Annotated in this window: 13 protein-coding genes; 10 read left to right on the top strand and 3 right to left on the bottom strand. The window is 67.3% G+C overall.

Features of this window, described 5'->3' with window-relative positions:
* Positions 1-941 (top strand): RHS repeat-associated core domain-containing protein (locus ACFWZ3_RS17155; RefSeq protein ID WP_439708893.1); only part of this gene is annotated, 941 nt, incomplete at its 5' end.
* Positions 942-949: 8 nt separating this feature from the next.
* Positions 950-1,309, top strand: coding sequence for an immunity 8 family protein (locus ACFWZ3_RS17150; protein WP_439708892.1), 360 nt, complete (start codon positions 950-952; stop codon positions 1,307-1,309).
* 275 nt (positions 1,310-1,584) lie between these two features.
* Here ACFWZ3_RS17150 and ACFWZ3_RS17145 read toward each other — a convergent pair whose 3' ends face one another.
* From ACFWZ3_RS17145 to fliK, 3 genes are all read right to left on the bottom strand, one after another.
* The gene (locus tag ACFWZ3_RS17145; RefSeq protein ID WP_439708891.1) at positions 1,585-2,241 is read right to left on the bottom strand and encodes a c-type cytochrome; all 657 of its coding nucleotides are present in this window, start codon (positions 2,239-2,241) and stop codon (positions 1,585-1,587) included.
* A gap of 1,480 nt (positions 2,242-3,721) precedes the next feature.
* Positions 3,722-3,988, bottom strand: coding sequence for a flagellar biosynthesis protein (locus ACFWZ3_RS17140; RefSeq protein WP_439708890.1), 267 nt, complete (start codon positions 3,986-3,988; stop codon positions 3,722-3,724).
* Entirely contained in the window at positions 3,985-5,142 is a 1,158-nt protein-coding gene (gene fliK / locus ACFWZ3_RS17135) for a flagellar hook-length control protein FliK (protein WP_439708889.1), read from the bottom strand. Before fliK ends, ACFWZ3_RS17140 begins: the two co-directional genes overlap by 4 nt.
* 235 nt (positions 5,143-5,377) lie before the next feature.
* Between fliK and ACFWZ3_RS17130 the strand changes: the two genes are divergently transcribed.
* The 8 genes from ACFWZ3_RS17130 (at position 5,378) to ACFWZ3_RS17095 (ending at position 14,877) form a co-directional block, all read left to right on the top strand.
* Positions 5,378-6,577 (top strand): hypothetical protein, encoded by a 1,200-nt coding sequence (locus ACFWZ3_RS17130; RefSeq protein WP_439708888.1) that lies wholly within the window; start codon positions 5,378-5,380, stop codon positions 6,575-6,577.
* 184 nt (positions 6,578-6,761) lie between these two features.
* The gene (locus ACFWZ3_RS17125; RefSeq protein WP_439708887.1) at positions 6,762-7,076 is read left to right on the top strand and encodes an STAS domain-containing protein; all 315 of its coding nucleotides are present in this window, start codon (positions 6,762-6,764) and stop codon (positions 7,074-7,076) included.
* Positions 7,077-7,095: 19 nt separating this feature from the next.
* Positions 7,096-7,458: a response regulator gene (locus ACFWZ3_RS17120; RefSeq protein WP_439708886.1), complete on the top strand. Its 363-nt coding sequence runs from the start codon at positions 7,096-7,098 to the stop codon at positions 7,456-7,458.
* A gap of 16 nt (positions 7,459-7,474) precedes the next feature.
* Entirely contained in the window at positions 7,475-9,448 is a 1,974-nt protein-coding gene (locus ACFWZ3_RS17115) for a chemotaxis protein CheA (RefSeq protein WP_439708885.1), read from the top strand.
* 212 nt (positions 9,449-9,660) lie between these two features.
* Entirely contained in the window at positions 9,661-11,355 is a 1,695-nt protein-coding gene (locus ACFWZ3_RS17110; protein ID WP_439708884.1) for a methyl-accepting chemotaxis protein, read from the top strand.
* Positions 11,356-11,450: 95 nt separating this feature from the next.
* Positions 11,451-11,924, top strand: coding sequence for a chemotaxis protein CheW (locus ACFWZ3_RS17105; RefSeq protein WP_439708883.1), 474 nt, complete (start codon positions 11,451-11,453; stop codon positions 11,922-11,924).
* Positions 11,925-12,119: 195 nt separating this feature from the next.
* Positions 12,120-13,811, top strand: a complete 1,692-nt coding sequence (locus tag ACFWZ3_RS17100; protein ID WP_439708882.1) for a methyl-accepting chemotaxis protein — start codon at positions 12,120-12,122, stop codon at positions 13,809-13,811.
* Between the two features lie 49 nt (positions 13,812-13,860).
* Positions 13,861-14,877, top strand: a complete 1,017-nt coding sequence (locus ACFWZ3_RS17095) for a hypothetical protein (protein ID WP_439708881.1) — start codon at positions 13,861-13,863, stop codon at positions 14,875-14,877.
* Positions 14,878-15,021 lie beyond the last annotated feature (144 nt).

The following is a 15,021-nucleotide window of genomic DNA, read 5'->3' as shown; positions in this document are numbered from 1 at the left end:
GAGGTGCGGCGTGGGCGCGGGTTGCGGCGGTCGTACTGACACTGCTGAGCCTAAGCTTGGGTGGCCAGGCGCAGGCGGCGGAAACGACGACGTACGTGCTGACGGATGTGCAGGGCACGGTGCTGGCGCGGGAAGATGCGCAGGGCAACATCATTGCGCGGTACGACTATCGGCCCTACGGCAAGCAGCAGGCGGGGCCGGTGGCGGCGGGGCCGGGGTATACGGGACATGTGGGGGATCCGGATTCCGGGCTCGTGTACATGCAGCAGCGGTATTACGATCCGGAGGTCGGACGGTTCCTGAGTGTCGACCCGGTTACGGCTTACGAGAAGCCGATGACCAACTTCAACCGGTACGTTTATGCGCTCAGCAACCCGTACAAGTTCACCGATCCTGATGGAAGAAATGGCGTCACCTTTGTAGGCGGCGTGATTACCGAAAGTTGGAACGCACTCAATGGCCAGGGTTTCGACGGCGATATGGTGATGGGAGCGTTGAAGGATGGGTATGACGGCGAAGGTGATGGATTCGCTCGGGCAGCGTTTGATGATGCGACTACTTTCATACCGACAGGCGCGCTTGCTGGCGGGGCAATCAAATTAACGCGGGCGCTTGCCACAATCGTACGGGTAGAGCGTCTTGGTGGGTTAGCCAAGATGTCTGGCATGTTGAGATCAGCTGCTGCAGGTAAGGGTAATTTTGGGATAGGAAGTGCTACTGCCAAGCAATCTAATGCGATGGGGCGCGCATGGGTTGGAAAGGAGTATACAGTTGCTAGTGACGGGAAGACTTTGGTTAGCAAAGATGGGCTGCGTCAATATCGCCCGCCCGCTGAAAAAAATAGTTCGCATGCCGAGACTGGCGTTCAAGCTAATTTCGAGCAAAGAGTTAAGTCGCAAGGGGAGTGGCAAAGCAATGCTCATCTGGATATTACCAATTGAGGAATTCCATGCGCGCTGAACTTAAGAGATTGCATTCTCCAGATGCCGATCTTAAGAGCTATCGACCTGGTCTAGGGGCGGATTTTTCGATACTTTTGCAAGCGATGATCGGTTATGAAGGTGGGGACGCTGAAGAGTCATTTTCCTTTGTGGTGTGCACGCCGGGATGGTTGCGTGATCTCTGCTTAAAATCAGGTGGGCCTATATTCGGCGCCAGTCACATGGTCGTGGACGCGTTCGATTATTGTGAAATTGAAGCGGCGCTTAAGCGGCTATGTCGATCTATTGAGGGTCGAGACTGGGGCGAGCTTGCGGGCAAGCTGAGTCGATTCGGAGCATGGGAATTTGCCGATTACAAGGCTTTGTAGCCAAGGAACTAGGTCGCACGTGCTGATGATGTAGGCATTTAAATGAGCTGGAGGGGTGGAGAGCGTCTACGACGGGCCGCTTTCCATGCACTCGTATGCCGTGCATGCGTGCAACCCGTACGCCTGCAGCGGCTGGGTCAGCGCCGTTCAACGCGATGTGTACAACCCGGCCAGCTCGGCGTCGGGTGCGCCATATGCCTCGGCCGAAGCTATGTTCGCGTTCAATCAGGCTCTATAGGCCGAGGACGAGTGTGGGGAGCAGCTCTGGCGTGTGTTCATCTTCCGCTGCCCCCGGCCGGCAGCGGTTGTGCGGCGAACGACTGCGCAACTGCCGCGATGTCTCTTGCGTCGAGCTTGCGGCTCAGGTGTTGCATGAGCTGCAGAGGATCGTTGCGCCGCGTGCCTTGTTGCCATGCCTCCAATTGCGCCTCGATGTACGCGGCGGGCTGTCCGGCCAGTGGCGGGAAATGCGTGCCTACGCCCACGCCGCCGGGGCCGTGGCATTGCTCGCAGGCGGGCACCTGCTGCGACCAGCGCCCGCGTGTGGCGAGCGTCTGGCCGGTACGGTCCGGCGGCGGCGTGCCCGGCGGAATGGCCGGCACCGGCAAGCGACTGTAGTAGGCCGCCACCGCCTGCCGCTCGTCCGCCGAGAGCGACTTCGCGATCGGCTGCATCACCGGGTTGGCGCGTGTGTCGGCGGCGTAGTCGGCCAACTGGCGGGTGAGGTAGTCGGCGTCGAGGCCGGCCAGCCGCGGAAAGCCGGCGGCCGTTTGGCCCTCACCGCTGGCGCCATGGCAGGATTGGCACGGTGGCACACCGTGGCCGTTGCCCTGGCTGACCAGAACCTGCGCGGACGCGGCATGCACCGCCAGCGGCGCTGCCCCTGCGAACAGCGCGCTTCCCAGCACGCGTGTGACCAAGCGAGAACGCACTCACATACCCCCGGACATCCGGATCCACGCCCTTGGCAGACAGGCCCCTGTCGCCCCAAAAGTTCAACGAATAGCGAGAAGGGCGTGGAGGAAACGTCCACGCTGCCGTTGCGGGACGTGAGCGATTGGCTGGCGGCGAGTGGGGGTGCGGTTGACGTCCCTGCCATAAAGCGCCTGGGTCTGCTGCTTCTGCGCCCTCTCCCCTCCGGGGAGAGGGCTGGGGTGAGGGGCCGGGGCTCGCGGGGATGGTTCGTCCGGAGGTTGCTTGGTTGTCGCCCTTGCGTAGCCTCCCCGCGACTGGGCTCGCCTGCCGCGGGCTTTCGATCGCCTGCCGGCGCTCGAGTCACCTTTCTTTGCTGGCCCAAAGAAAAGTAACCAAAAGAAATGGCCTGCTAATCCCGGTGAGGGATAAGAGCTAGGGGCCGCCTCGCCTTGATAGGTCAGTCGCTTGCTCTTAGAGGAGCTGCCGCCGCTTTACCGCGGGCGCTCGGGAGTTGGGGCAAGGGTGGCTTTGCGGCGGCGTGGAGCGGCTGCCAATTTTGCCTTCAGAGCGGTCTTGGTTCGGGCGCACCGGCACGACCTCTTGGCTCGACGGCACGTTGTTGGTTTCGCTTCGTGGTTCGCGAGCCCTACGGGCAACCAACGCCAAATGTTCGCTTCGCGAGCGAGAAAGCCAAAGAGCCGATACCAACCAACCCGCTGGATTGCCTCCCTGGCCTCAGCTCCCGAGCGCCCGCGGCAAAGCGGCGGCAGCTCCTCTAAGAGCGAGCGACTGACCAAGCAAAGCGAAGAGGCACCTAGCTTTTTAGCCACCCCGTGCTTAGCCAGGCCATTTCTTTGGTTACTTTCTTTGGGCCAGCAAAGAAAGTGACCCGAGCGCCGACAGGCGATCGGAAGCCCGCGGCAGGCGAGCCCAGTCGCGGGGAAACCACGCAGGAACGACAAGCAAAGCCCCCCATGCAGGAGGCACCCCTGCGAGCCCCGGCCCCTCACCCCAACCCTCTCCCCGGAGGGGAGAGGGAGCCACATACGGCCAACGTGCATGACCTCGCACTGTTCCCGCCCCAGCTCCCGAGCGCCCGCGGTAAAGCGGCGGCAGCTCCTCTAAGAGCAGGTGACTGACCAAGCAAAGCGCACAGGCACCTAGCTTTTTAGCCAACCCGTGCTTAGCAGGCCATTTCTTTGGTTACTTTCTTTGGGCCAGCAAAGAAAGTGACCCGAGCGCCGACAGGCGATCGGAAGCCCGCGGCAGGCGAGCCAAGTTGCGGGGAGGCCGCGCAAGGGCGGCAACCAAAAGCACCCTTCGGACGAAACATCCCCGCGAGCCCCGGCCCCTCACCCCAACCCTCTCCCGGAGGGGAGAGGGAGCAGCTCGCGGCGGACATGCACAACCTCGCGCTCTTCCTGTGCCTCAGCTCCCAAGCGCCCGGCAAAGCAGTGGCAGCTCCTCCAAGGCGGGATCTCAACCCACCCCCGAGAGTCAGACGCCAGACTCGCTACTCGCCTCGTACACGCTCGCCAGCACCGCGGCGGCCGCCGCGTAGAGCAACACCGGCACATCCTCGCGCAGGCGCAGCGCGGCCAGCACCGCGGCGATCTGCGGATCGTGGTGCAACGGCAGGCCCAGCGCGCGGGCGCGGGCCAGCAGCAATTCGAGTGCCTCGGGCGGCAACGGCGTGGCCTTGGACTCCGGGCCGGCCAGGCGCAGGGTGACGCGGCGCTGCGGGGGCGGCAGGGCGGTGCTCATGCGGTGGCCTTCAGCAGCAGTGCGCTCGCATGGGATTGGCCTTGCGGAAGGCCGGTCTGGCAGCTCAGCTGCTCCAACTGCAGGCCGCTGGCGGCCAGGCGCTGGCGTAGCGGGGTGAACTGGCGCTCCAGCCGCTCGGTGGTGGCGCTGCGCTCGGCCCACAGGCGCACGTTCAGGCGCAGGTCGCGCAGTTGCAGCTCGCCCTGCAGCGGCCCGAGCGAAGGCAGGTCGATGGCGAAACCCAGCGTCCAGGTACCGGCGCCGGTTTCGGCGTCCTGGCCCTGTTCGAGATGGATCTGCAGCACATCGCGCCCGTCCGGACCCTGCAACGGGATGTCGATCATCCAGGCCTGCGCGCCGGCGGCATCGAGCTGGGCGATTTCGAGCCGGGCCAACGCAGCGTGCACGTCGCCGCGCAGGCGGCCGAGCAACTGGTGGATGTCCTCGTCCGCGGGCACGTCGGCGAGCGGCATGGCGAGCGGTACGCGCGGCTGCGCCTGCAGGCCACGCTGGCGCAGCGGCGGCGGCGTGTCGGCGTTGCTGGCCGGGACGTGGGCGGGCAGACGCGGCTGCCGGTCGAGCAGCGCGGCCAGGCGCAGCAGCACCGCCTTGAAGTCTTCGTCGCCCAGCGGCAGCGGGTTGTTGCGCGGGCGCGCGAGTTGCGATTCGAGGAACAGGCCGCTGCGGGCGATCGCCTCGCGCAGGCCTTCGGGGTGGCTGATGTCCTGCGGCGTGCGCACGCCCTGGTCAAGCAGCGCCAGCGCGGAGCGCACCTCCGGCGGCAGCTGCCGCAGCACCGGGCGCTGCGCCAGCGCGCCGAGCGTGGCCAGCAGCGGTGCGTAGCCGTTCTGTTGCGGCAGGCGCTCGCGTAGCGCCTGCTGCACGCGTGGGTCGGCACCGGCACCGGCGAGGATCTCCAGCAGTGGCGGGTTGCCCATGGCGAGCACGCGTACCTGGAACTGCGAGGGCAGCGGAATGCCCAGCGGGTCGGCTTCCACCGTGAGCGCGCCGATCTGCAGCACCATCCGGCCCTGCTCGCCCATGCCGAGCGGTCGCGCGGACAGCACCGTGCCCACGCGCCAGCTTTCCGACGCGGCACCGGAGGCGGCACCCGCCCAGGTCATCGCGGCGAGGCTGGTGGGTTGGATGATCACGCGGGTCTCCTGCCTGCCGGCCGGGCAGGTTGGGCCGGTTCCGTGCAGTCGGTAAAGGAATCGACCAGACCGACCAAAACTTGAGCCCCGGGGCGACAGCGGCCGCGGCCATGAAATTCGCGTGAAATCGAGGCAGACCCGCCCTAGTCGCGCGCTTCACCGGATCCGGCGCAGCGTCCGCAAAAACTTACGCAGGCGTCGACGTCGGAGGCGTCGGCGCACTGTACCGGAGCCGTTGGCTGCCCGTTATCTCGATGTCGCCTCGCCCCTGCACGGCATTTGCCTCGCGGGGACATGCCATGCCCGGGGCAGCCACGCAAAGCAGGGGGAACACACCCGCGAGGAACGTGGCATGAAAACGTCTGCTTTGGTTTATTCCGTGCTGGCGCTGACCGTGGCCGGCTTGTCCGCGCCGATGCCTTCGCGCGCAGGGGTCGCGCAGGGCAATGCTGTGCTGGTGGCCCGCCAGCTTGTGGAGAACCACGAATACAAGGGAAGCGGCTTTGCCGTGGTCGATACCCGGGGCCGCGAGGCTTACCTGATGCCCCCCGAGGAAGGCGTGGATCGCTACCTGGGCGGCTGGTCGCCCGGCAGTTCGAACATCGTCTTCGAAGTGGAGCGTGACGATGGCCTTTCTCGCTCGCACTTGTGGGTGATGGATCGCCAGGGCGGCGGGGTCAGGCGCATCACGCAGGGTATCGGTTTGCGTTACCAGCCGGTCTGGGGGCCCGGCGGCATTGCCTACGTCGAAAACTTCAACTGCCTGCACATCGTCGGTGGGCAAGGGCAAAACCATCGGCGCCTGTTTTGCCTGCCCGAGGACGCCCTCATCGTCAGGCTGCAATGGTCGCTGGACGGCCAGAGCGTGCTGTTCTTTGGCGAAACCGAGATCGGCGGTGGCCTCGAGCCCCCCACCGACCAGAGCATCTATCGGGTCAACGTGCGCACGGGCCTGGCCACCCGCATTTTCCTGCGCCGACTGAACGGGCCTTCCAGTTCGCGTCTCTTCCTGTCGCCGGATGCCGCCTGGGCGGTCGATATCAACTACGACCGGGCCGAACAATTGAGCCTGATCGAGCTTGCGACCGGGGCCGAGTCGGGGTTGGTCAGCTACGGTAGCAATCCGGTGTGGTCTCCGGACAGCAAACGCCTGGCATACGACCTCTTCGGCGACCTTTACGTCATGGATGCGGCGACCCGTCCCAGCGAACGGCGCCTGCGCCGGCTTACCAGCAGTCCGACCGACATCAACTATGTCCCGATTGCCTGGTCCAGGGACGGAACATGCCTGCTCGCCAACCGCGAGCACTACGTGGGCACGGGCGAGAACGCCTACACGGTGTCCGACCCGGTGATCTTTAACCTCGTCACCGGCGAGCGCACGCGCTTGCCGCAGGGGGCAGCGGTCGAACATGGCTGGTTCCAGCACGAGTAGCCGCCTGCCTTCGTGACCAACCGCTCCGGCTGACCGAAACCCGGGCGACGGCCCGCTTCGTGCAAACGAGGCGGGCCGACGGGTTTTTGTCGCGCGGCTTTGGGTGTCTCCCGCACCGGGCTAAAGGCATCGGCCCTTGCGCCGATATGGCTTGGGCAGGGGCCCTGTAGGAGCGGAGGTAAGCATGGGCAGCAAACGAGAACTCAAACAGCCCAAAACGGTCGAGATCGGCCTGCCGGCCGACTGCCGCATGGCGGCGCAGACCGAACTGCTGGCCGATCTGCTGGGCGCGCTGGACGCACCGGCAACGCGGATCGACGGCAGCGCGGTCGAGCGCGTGGACACCGCTGCGCTGCAGCTGCTGACGCTGTTCCGGCGCGAGGCCCTCTCGCGCGGCTGCGAGGTGAGCTGGCGCGGCGCGAGCAGCACGTTATGCGAGGCGGCGGACACGCTCGGCCTCGTCAAGGCACTTGATCTACCGGTCGCCGCGGCGGCCTGAAACAACTGAGGAAAGACGAATGGCAAAGATTCTTGCGGTGGACGATTCGGCGTCGATGCGCGGCATGGTGGCCTACACCCTGCGCGGCGCGGGCCACGAGGTGACCGAGGCGGAGAACGGCCAGCTGGCGCTGGACGCCGCGGGCGCCGGTGGTTTCGACCTGGTGCTGGCCGACGTCAACATGCCGGTGATGGACGGTATCAGCATGGTGCGCGAGCTGCGCACACGAGCGGCGTACAAGGGCGTGCCGATCCTGATGCTGACCACCGAGTCGCACACGGACAAGAAGATGGAAGGCAAGGCCGCCGGCGCCACCGGCTGGCTGGTCAAGCCGTTCGACCCGGACCAGTTGCTGGCCACGGTCAAGCGCGTGCTCGGCTGAGCGCGGAGAAACACCCATGAGCAACGCGGGCCTGGCGCAGTTCCAACAAGTGTTCATCGAGGAGAGCCTGGAAGGGCTCGATACGATGGAATCCTCGCTGCTCGCGCTGGACGAGGGCGGCGACGGGGAGCTGGTGCACACCATTTTCCGCGCGGCGCACTCGATCAAGGGCGGCGCGGCCACGTTCGGCTTCCCGGAGATGGCCTCCTTCACGCATGAGGCCGAGTCCCTGCTGGACGAGGTGCGTGGCGGCAAGCGGGCGATCGACAAACCGATCATCGAGCTGATGCTGCGTTCGGTCGACTGCCTGCGCGGCATGTTCGACCGCGCGCGGGCCGGCGAGCCGTTGAACGACGCCACGTCCGACGGTGTGCGCGGCGAGCTGGCCGCGATGATGGGCCGCGAGGCGCCCGCGCAGGCAGGCCCGGCCCGTCGCGCGGGCGACCAGGCCGGCGCCTGGATAATCCAGTTCAAGCCGCATGCGGGCATGCTCGCCGGCGGCAACGATCCGCTGCGGTTGATCCGCGAACTGGCCGGGCTGGGCGAGCTGGTGGTCGAGGCCGATCTCTCGCGCCTGCCGGCGCTGGCCAAGCTGGACCCGTCCGAGTGCCACCTGGGCTGGAACATCGAGCTCAAGGCGCCGGTCAGGCGAGAGGACATCGCCTCGGTGTTCGACTGGGTCGAAGACGAGTGCGACCTGTCCATCGAACCCAAGCCGACCGCCGTGGTGACGCCGGCACCGGCTCCGGCGCCCGCCCCGGCGAACATCGCCGATGCGGCTGCTGCGCGCGGCACCCGCGAGACGAGCGCCGAGTCCAGCTCGGTGCGCGTGGCGATCGACAAGATCGACAGCATGATCAACCTGGTCGGCGAGCTGGTGATCACCCAGGCCATGCTCGACACCTTCCGCGAGGAATTCGATCCGGCCCGGCTGCCGTTGCTGCAGCAGGGCCTGACCCAGCTCGCCCGCCATGCGCGCGAGCTGCAGGAAAGCGTGATGGGCATCCGCATGCTGCCCATCGCCTCGGTGTTCAACCGCTTTCCGCGGCTGGTGCGCGACCTGAGCCAGAAGCTCGGCAAGCAGGTGAAGCTCGACCTGCACGGCGAGCAGACCGAGCTGGACAAGACGGTGCTGGAGAAGATCGGCGATCCGATGGTGCACCTGGTGCGCAACGCGATCGACCACGGCCTGGAGACGCCCGAGAAGCGCCGCGCCGCCGGCAAGCCTGAGATGGGCACGCTCAAGCTCGACGCATTCCATCGCGGCGGCAGCATCGTGGTGGAAGTGTCCGACGACGGCGCCGGGCTCAACCGCGAGGCGATCGTGCGCAAGGCGGTCGAGCGCGGGCTGATCAAGAGCGGCGATGGTCTCAGCGACGAGGCCGTCGGCGACCTGATCTTCCAGCCGGGCTTTTCCACCGCCGAAGTCACTACCGATCTTTCCGGTCGCGGCGTGGGCATGGACGTGGTCCGCCGCAATGTGTCCGACCTCGGTGGCAGCGTGGTCGTGCGCAGCCGGCCGGGGCAGGGCAGCGTGTTCACCATCACCCTGCCGCTCACGCTCGCGATCATCGACGGCCTCACCGCCGCGGTGGGCGAGGAGCGCTACATCGTGCCGCTGGTGTCGATCATCGAATCGGTGCAGCTCAAGCCCGAGGCGCTCAAGACCGTGGCCGGCGGCGGCGAGCTGTTCCGCTTCCGCGGCGAATACCTGCCGGTGCTGCGCCTGCACGAGCTGTTCGGCTGCGATGGCGCCAAACGGACGATCGAGGACGGCCTGCTGATCGTGGTCGAAGGCGAAGGCGCCCGCGTGGGCCTGTTCGTCGACGGCCTGGTCGGGCAACAGCAGGCGGTGGTCAAGTCGCTGGAAGCCAACTACCGCCGCGTGCAGGGCGTGTCCGGCGCGACCATCCTGGCCGATGGCTCGGTGGCGCTGATCGTGGACATCGCCGGCCTCGTGCGCCTGCACGGTCGCCGCAAGGCGGCGTAGGCGCCGGTAACGCGGCGCCACGGGGCTGGCCGGGAGGCCGGCCAGCCCCCGCAAGATCTCCGGAGCTGTCCCGCTCGCGCGGAGCCAAATCCGGCGGGCACGACGCCCTCCCGTTTCTCTCTCACGCCGCGCCCGGATGCGCGGCGTGCCGGCGGCTGCGCCGGCCAGGGCCGGATGCCAGGTCCCCCTCGTAGTTCATTGCAGGTCCCTCCATGTTGTCCCCGCTGAAACTCCTCAATCGCCTGAGCCTTGCGGCGCGGGTGTGGCTGGTCATCGCCTTCGTGGTGGCCGGTTTGCTTTCCCTCACCGTGCTGTCGGCCTTCGATAGCCGGCGTGTGCAGATGGACGCGCGCGTGCATGCGCTGCAGGACCAGGTAAGCAGCGCCATCACCATCGCCGAGAGTTACCACGCCCGCGCGCAATCGGGCGAACTGAGCGACGCCGAAGCGCGCCGTCGCGCACTGTCCATCATCAGCGCCATGCGCTGGGGAGACGGCAGCGGTTACCTGTTTGCGCTCGACTCGGGTTACGTGCTCCGCATGCACCCGATGCGCCCGGCCGACGTCGGCAGGAACGTGCGCGAGGACACCGACCCGAGCGGCAAGACCCTGTACCAGTCGATGGTGACAGCCGACCAGAAGGACGGCAGTGCCGTGGTCGAGTACGTCTGGCCGATGCCGCCGGACAAGAAGCTCGAGGGCAAGATCACCTATACCCAGTGGTACAAGCCCTGGGATCTCCACTTCGGCACCGGCGCTTACTACGTCGACATCAACGCCAAGTTCCGGCAAACACTGATCGGCAGCCTGCTGCGCGCCGGCCTGGTCGGCCTGCTGGTGATCCTGGTGGTGTGGCAGTCGATGCGCAGCATCCGCAAGAGCATTGGCGGCGAGCCGGCGCGTGCTGTCGAGCTGGTCGGCCGCATGGCCGACGGCGACCTGGCGCTGGATGGCGCCGACGAGGGCGAGCCCGAACCGGGCAGCCTGATGCACGCCGTGCAGCGCATGCGGCACAAACTGATCGAAGTGGTGCATGGCGTGCAGGGTGGATCGCAGGTGGTGGCCAGTGCCGCGGGCCAGATTGCCCAGGGCAATGACGACCTGTCCCAGCGCACGCAGGAGCAGGCCTCCAGCCTGGAGGAAACCGCCGCCTCGATGGAGGAAATGACCTCCACCGTCAAGCAGAGCGCCAGCAACGCCAGCCATGCCGATCAGCTCGCGCGCGGCGCGCGAGCGCAGGCCGAGCGCGGCGGCGACGTGGCCGCCCGCACCAGCGAGGCCATGCGCGAGATCGAGCAGGCGAGCCGGCAGATTACCGACATCGTCCAGTTGATCGACGAGATCGCCTTCCAGACCAACCTGCTCTCGCTCAATGCGGCGGTGGAAGCGGCGCGCGCCGGCGAGCAGGGCCGCGGCTTTGCGGTGGTCGCCAGCGAGGTGCGCAACCTGGCCCAGCGTTCGGCGGGCGCAGCGAAGGAAATCAAGGCGCTGATCGGCGACAGCGTGGGCAAGGTGCAGGTCGGCTCGATGCTGGTGGCCGAATCGGGCGAAGTCCTGGCCGGCATCATGGACAGCGTCCAGAAGGTGACCGACATCGTGGCCGAGATTGCCGCGGCCAGCCAGGAACAGTCGATCGGCATCGAGCAGGTCAACCGGGCGGTGACGCAGATGGACGAGGTCACGCAGCAGAACGCCGCGCTGGTCGAGGAGGCCGCTGCCGCCGCTCGTGCCATGCAGGACCAGGCCGATGCCCTCGATCGGCAGGTGCGCTACTTCCGGATTCCCGGCTCGGCTGCGCGGGCTCCGGCCGCCACTACGGCCCCGGTGCGCGCCGCGGCGCCGCGCGGGGCGCGGGTGGCGCCTTCGCCTCGCCCGGTGCCGGCCGCGGGTGGATGGTCGGAGTTCTGATCCACGCCCGGCGGCCCGCTCAAGTTGGCGGGGCGCCGGCCGATCCACTTTCCACGGGGTGCCGCCAGGCGCTTCGATTTCCGAGAGACCAATCCATGTCCGACCACGCCGGGAGCGAGGAGCTCCAGTCGCAGTACCTGACCGTCAATCTCGCTCACGAGGAGTACGGAATCGACATCCTCGCGGTGCGCGAGATCCGCGGGTGGACGCCGGTGACGCGCATTCCGCAGTCGCCGCCCTACCTGCTGGGCGTGCTCAACCTGCGTGGGGCCATCGTGCCGGTGCTGGACCTGCGCCTTCGTTTCGGCGTGGAGCGCGAGGCGTACACCGACACCACGGTCACGGTGATCGTGGCGGTGGACGGGCGCAGTTTCGGCATCGTGGTGGATGCCGTGTCCGACGTGCTCGACGCGGCGGATTCACAGGTGCGGCCGGTGCCCGACATGGGGACCACGGTAGACACCGAATACCTCAGGGGCCTGATCGGCGTGAACGAGCGCATGGTGCTGCTGCTGGACGTGGATCGCCTGCTGCGGCTTCACGACAAGTCGCTGGAGGCTGCCGCCTGAGTTGCCCGCGCCTGCCGTGAGGCCTGGCGCTCCCTGTTTTGAATTCCTGCTTGCAACCGATCGCGGGCGGAGCGGTAGCACCCGTCGTATGCATCGCCGGCGCGCGCGTCGGATCCATGCTGGCCGACCTGATGGCCAGGAGCGAAAAAACATTCCAAGGCGCCGTGCGCCGATGATCGAAATTACGAGGCTCGTATGCAGTTTCCGAAACATTGGTCGTTGGCCCGGCTCAGCCTGAACGCGCGGGTGGCCCTGGTCGTGGTGGTCGTGGTGGCCGGCCTGGCCGGGTTGACCGTGATGGGGGCGTTCGAAGATCGCGCGCGGCAGATGGCCAGCCTTCAAAAGCAGCTGCAGAGCCAGATCGAGTCGGCCGTGTCGGTAGCCAGCCAACTGCACGAGCGCGCCACCAAGGGCGAGTTGACCGACGAGGAAGCGAAACGCCAGGCGTTGGCGCAGGTCCTGGCCATGCGCTGGGACGGCGGCACCGGCTACATCTTCGCCTTCGACACCGACCTGATGATGCGCATGCATCCGCTCAAGCCGGCACTGGTCGGCAAGAGCATCGCCGACGACACCGACTTCAAGGGCATGCCCCATTACCGGATGATGCGCGACGCCAACCTCAAGGATGGCCACGACCTCATCCGCTACACCCAGAAAATGCCCGACGGCAGCGGCAAGGACAAAATCACCTACACGCAGCTGTTCAAGCCGTGGAACCTGAACTTCGCGGCGGGCGCCTACTTCGAGGACATCGACGCCACCTTCCGCCACTCGCTGATGGTCGGCCTGGGCAAGGCCGGCGTCGTCGGCCTGCTGGTGATCCTGCTCGTGTGGCTGTCGATGCGCAGCATCCGTCGCAGCATCGGCGGCGAGCCGGAGTTCGCGGTGGCCATGGCCGCGCGCATTGCCGAGGGCGACCTGTGCGTGCAGGCCGGCGAACCGGCCGTCACCGCCGGCAGCCTGCTCGACGCGCTGATGCGCATGCGTACCCGGCTGGTGTCGATCGTCGGCGAAGTGCAGGGCAGTTCGCAGGCGGTGAGCATCGCGGCGCAGCAGATCGCACGCGGCAACGACGACCTGTCCCAGCGTACGCAGGAACAGGCCTCCAGCCTGGAGGAAACCGCCTCCTCGATGGAGGAGATGACCGCCACGGTCAAGCAGAGCGCAGACAACGCCGGCCAGGCCAGCCAACTGGCCAACGGTGCGCGCGTGCAGGCCGAGCGCGGTGGCGAGGTGGCCTCGCGGGCCAGCGCCGCCATGCGCGAGATCGAGCAGGCGAGCCGGCAGATCACCGACATCGTGCAACTGATCGACGAAATCGCCTTCCAGACCAACCTGCTGTCGCTCAATGCGGCCGTGGAAGCGGCGCGCGCCGGCGAACAGGGCCGCGGCTTCGCGGTGGTTGCCAGCGAAGTGCGCAGCCTGGCCCAGCGCAGCGCCAATGCCGCCCGCGAAATCAAGGCACTGATCGGCGACAGCGTCGAGAAGGTCCGCGTGGGTTCCACGCTGGTGGCCGAGTCGGGCCAGGCGCTGTCGGGCATCATCGAGAGCGTCAAGAAGGTGACCGACGTGGTGGCCGAGATCGCCGCGGCGAGCCAGGAGCAGTCGGCGGGCATCGACCAGGTCAACCATGCCGTCACCCAGATGGACGAGGCGACCCAGCAGAACGCGGCGTTGGTCGAAGAAGCTTCGGCGGCCGCCCGCGCGATGCAGGAGCAGGCCGACGCGATGAAGCGCCAGATGCTGTTCTTCCGCGTCGATGCCGCAGCAGTCGATGCCGCGGCGCAGGCGCGCCCGGTCGACACCACTTCGCAGCCGCGCCACGCGGCACCGCGCCCGGCGCGCACCCTGGCCGCCGTGGCCGGGGCGTGGACCGAGTTCTGATTCCCTGAAATCCTGGCGCCGCCCGGCGGCGCCCTTGTCGAGCAAACCCATGAAATCTGTATCCAAAGCGGCCCTGTGCCTGGCCCTGGGCACGGCGTTGGCCGCACCGGCGGCGCAGGCCGGCGAGTTCACCTTCGGTGGCAAGATCTACGCCGACGCCAGCCTGCTCGAACAGCACGACCACGTTACCGGCGCCCGCAGCAGCGACACCGACGCGGACCTCAAGCGCATGTACCTGGACGCCGACTACGCGTTCGATCCGGCCTGGTCGGTGCACGTGACCGGCGACGTCAACTGGCTGCGCGGCGAGCGCGATCCGGACCTGTGGCTCAAGCATGCCTACGTGCAGCGCAAGTTCGGCCAGTCCGCGCAGGTGCGCCTGGGCGTGGACGACATGCCGTGGATCACGCTCGGCAGCCAGTGGTACGGCTACCGCTACATCGACGCGCTGTCGACCTCGATGCAGAAAATCGACGACGCGGCGGACTGGGGCGTGCACCTGAAGGGCGTGCTTGCGCCGAAGCTGGATTACGCCGTGGCGGTCGTCACCGGCGCCGGCTACAAGCGTCCCTCGCACGGCCGTCGCGCCGACGTCGAAGCGCTGCTGGCCTACCATCCGGGCGCGCACACGGTGCTCGCGCTGGGTGGCTACGACGGCCAGCAGGGCGAGGACGCCGACCTGGTGCCGCTGTATCACACCGCGCGACGTATCGACCTGATGGCCGCCTACGCCGACGACACCTGGCGGCTGGGCGTGCGTTACGCCTATGCCAGCAACTGGAGCGGGGTCCACCGTGCAACCAGCGAGCGCGGCCGTAGCTGGTCGACCTGGGGCAGCGTGCAGGTGACCAGGCAATGGAGCCTGTTTGCCCGCTACGACCGCATGCAGCCCAAGCGGGTGCAGGACCCTGGCCAGCGGACCTGGTACGCCAATGCCGGTGTCGAGTGGAAACCGGCCAAGCGCCTGCGCCTGGCGCTGGTGGCCAAGCGCAACGCCGTGGAGCGCCACGGGCGCGAACTGCGCAGCGGCGATGAACTGGGTATCTGGTCTGAAATTTCCTTCTAGGCGCGCTGAGGCCCTCTCCCCTCCGGGGAGAGGGTTTGGGTGAGGGGCCGGGGCTCGCGGGGAAGCTGGCCAGTGCGCCCAAACCCGAAGCGTCTGCCGGCGTACAGGTGAGTCCTTCGCCAGGCCGGCCCGGGCCCCCACCCC

The organism is Frateuria sp. GZRR35, from assembly GCF_051900415.1.
Taxonomy (GTDB): domain Bacteria; phylum Pseudomonadota; class Gammaproteobacteria; order Xanthomonadales; family Rhodanobacteraceae; genus Frateuria_A.
Note: the sequence above shows the minus strand (reverse complement) of the source record. Positions and strands in the feature narration are given on the sequence as shown.

Excerpts from the sequence above, each read along its gene's own strand:
- ACFWZ3_RS17150 (WP_439708892.1), top strand. The coding sequence starts at position 950 with ATGCGCGCTGAACTTAAGAGATTGCATTCTCCAGATGCCGATCTTAAG.
- ACFWZ3_RS17140 (WP_439708890.1), bottom strand. The coding sequence starts at position 3,988 with ATGAGCACCGCCCTGCCGCCCCCGCAGCGCCGCGTCACCCTGCGCCTG.
- ACFWZ3_RS17125 (WP_439708887.1), top strand. The coding sequence starts at position 6,762 with ATGGGCAGCAAACGAGAACTCAAACAGCCCAAAACGGTCGAGATCGGC.
- ACFWZ3_RS17120 (WP_439708886.1), top strand. The coding sequence starts at position 7,096 with ATGGCAAAGATTCTTGCGGTGGACGATTCGGCGTCGATGCGCGGCATG.
- ACFWZ3_RS17115 (WP_439708885.1), top strand. The coding sequence starts at position 7,475 with ATGAGCAACGCGGGCCTGGCGCAGTTCCAACAAGTGTTCATCGAGGAG.
- ACFWZ3_RS17110 (WP_439708884.1), top strand. The coding sequence starts at position 9,661 with ATGTTGTCCCCGCTGAAACTCCTCAATCGCCTGAGCCTTGCGGCGCGG.
- ACFWZ3_RS17105 (WP_439708883.1), top strand. The coding sequence starts at position 11,451 with ATGTCCGACCACGCCGGGAGCGAGGAGCTCCAGTCGCAGTACCTGACC.
- ACFWZ3_RS17100 (WP_439708882.1), top strand. The coding sequence starts at position 12,120 with ATGCAGTTTCCGAAACATTGGTCGTTGGCCCGGCTCAGCCTGAACGCG.
- ACFWZ3_RS17095 (WP_439708881.1), top strand. The coding sequence starts at position 13,861 with ATGAAATCTGTATCCAAAGCGGCCCTGTGCCTGGCCCTGGGCACGGCG.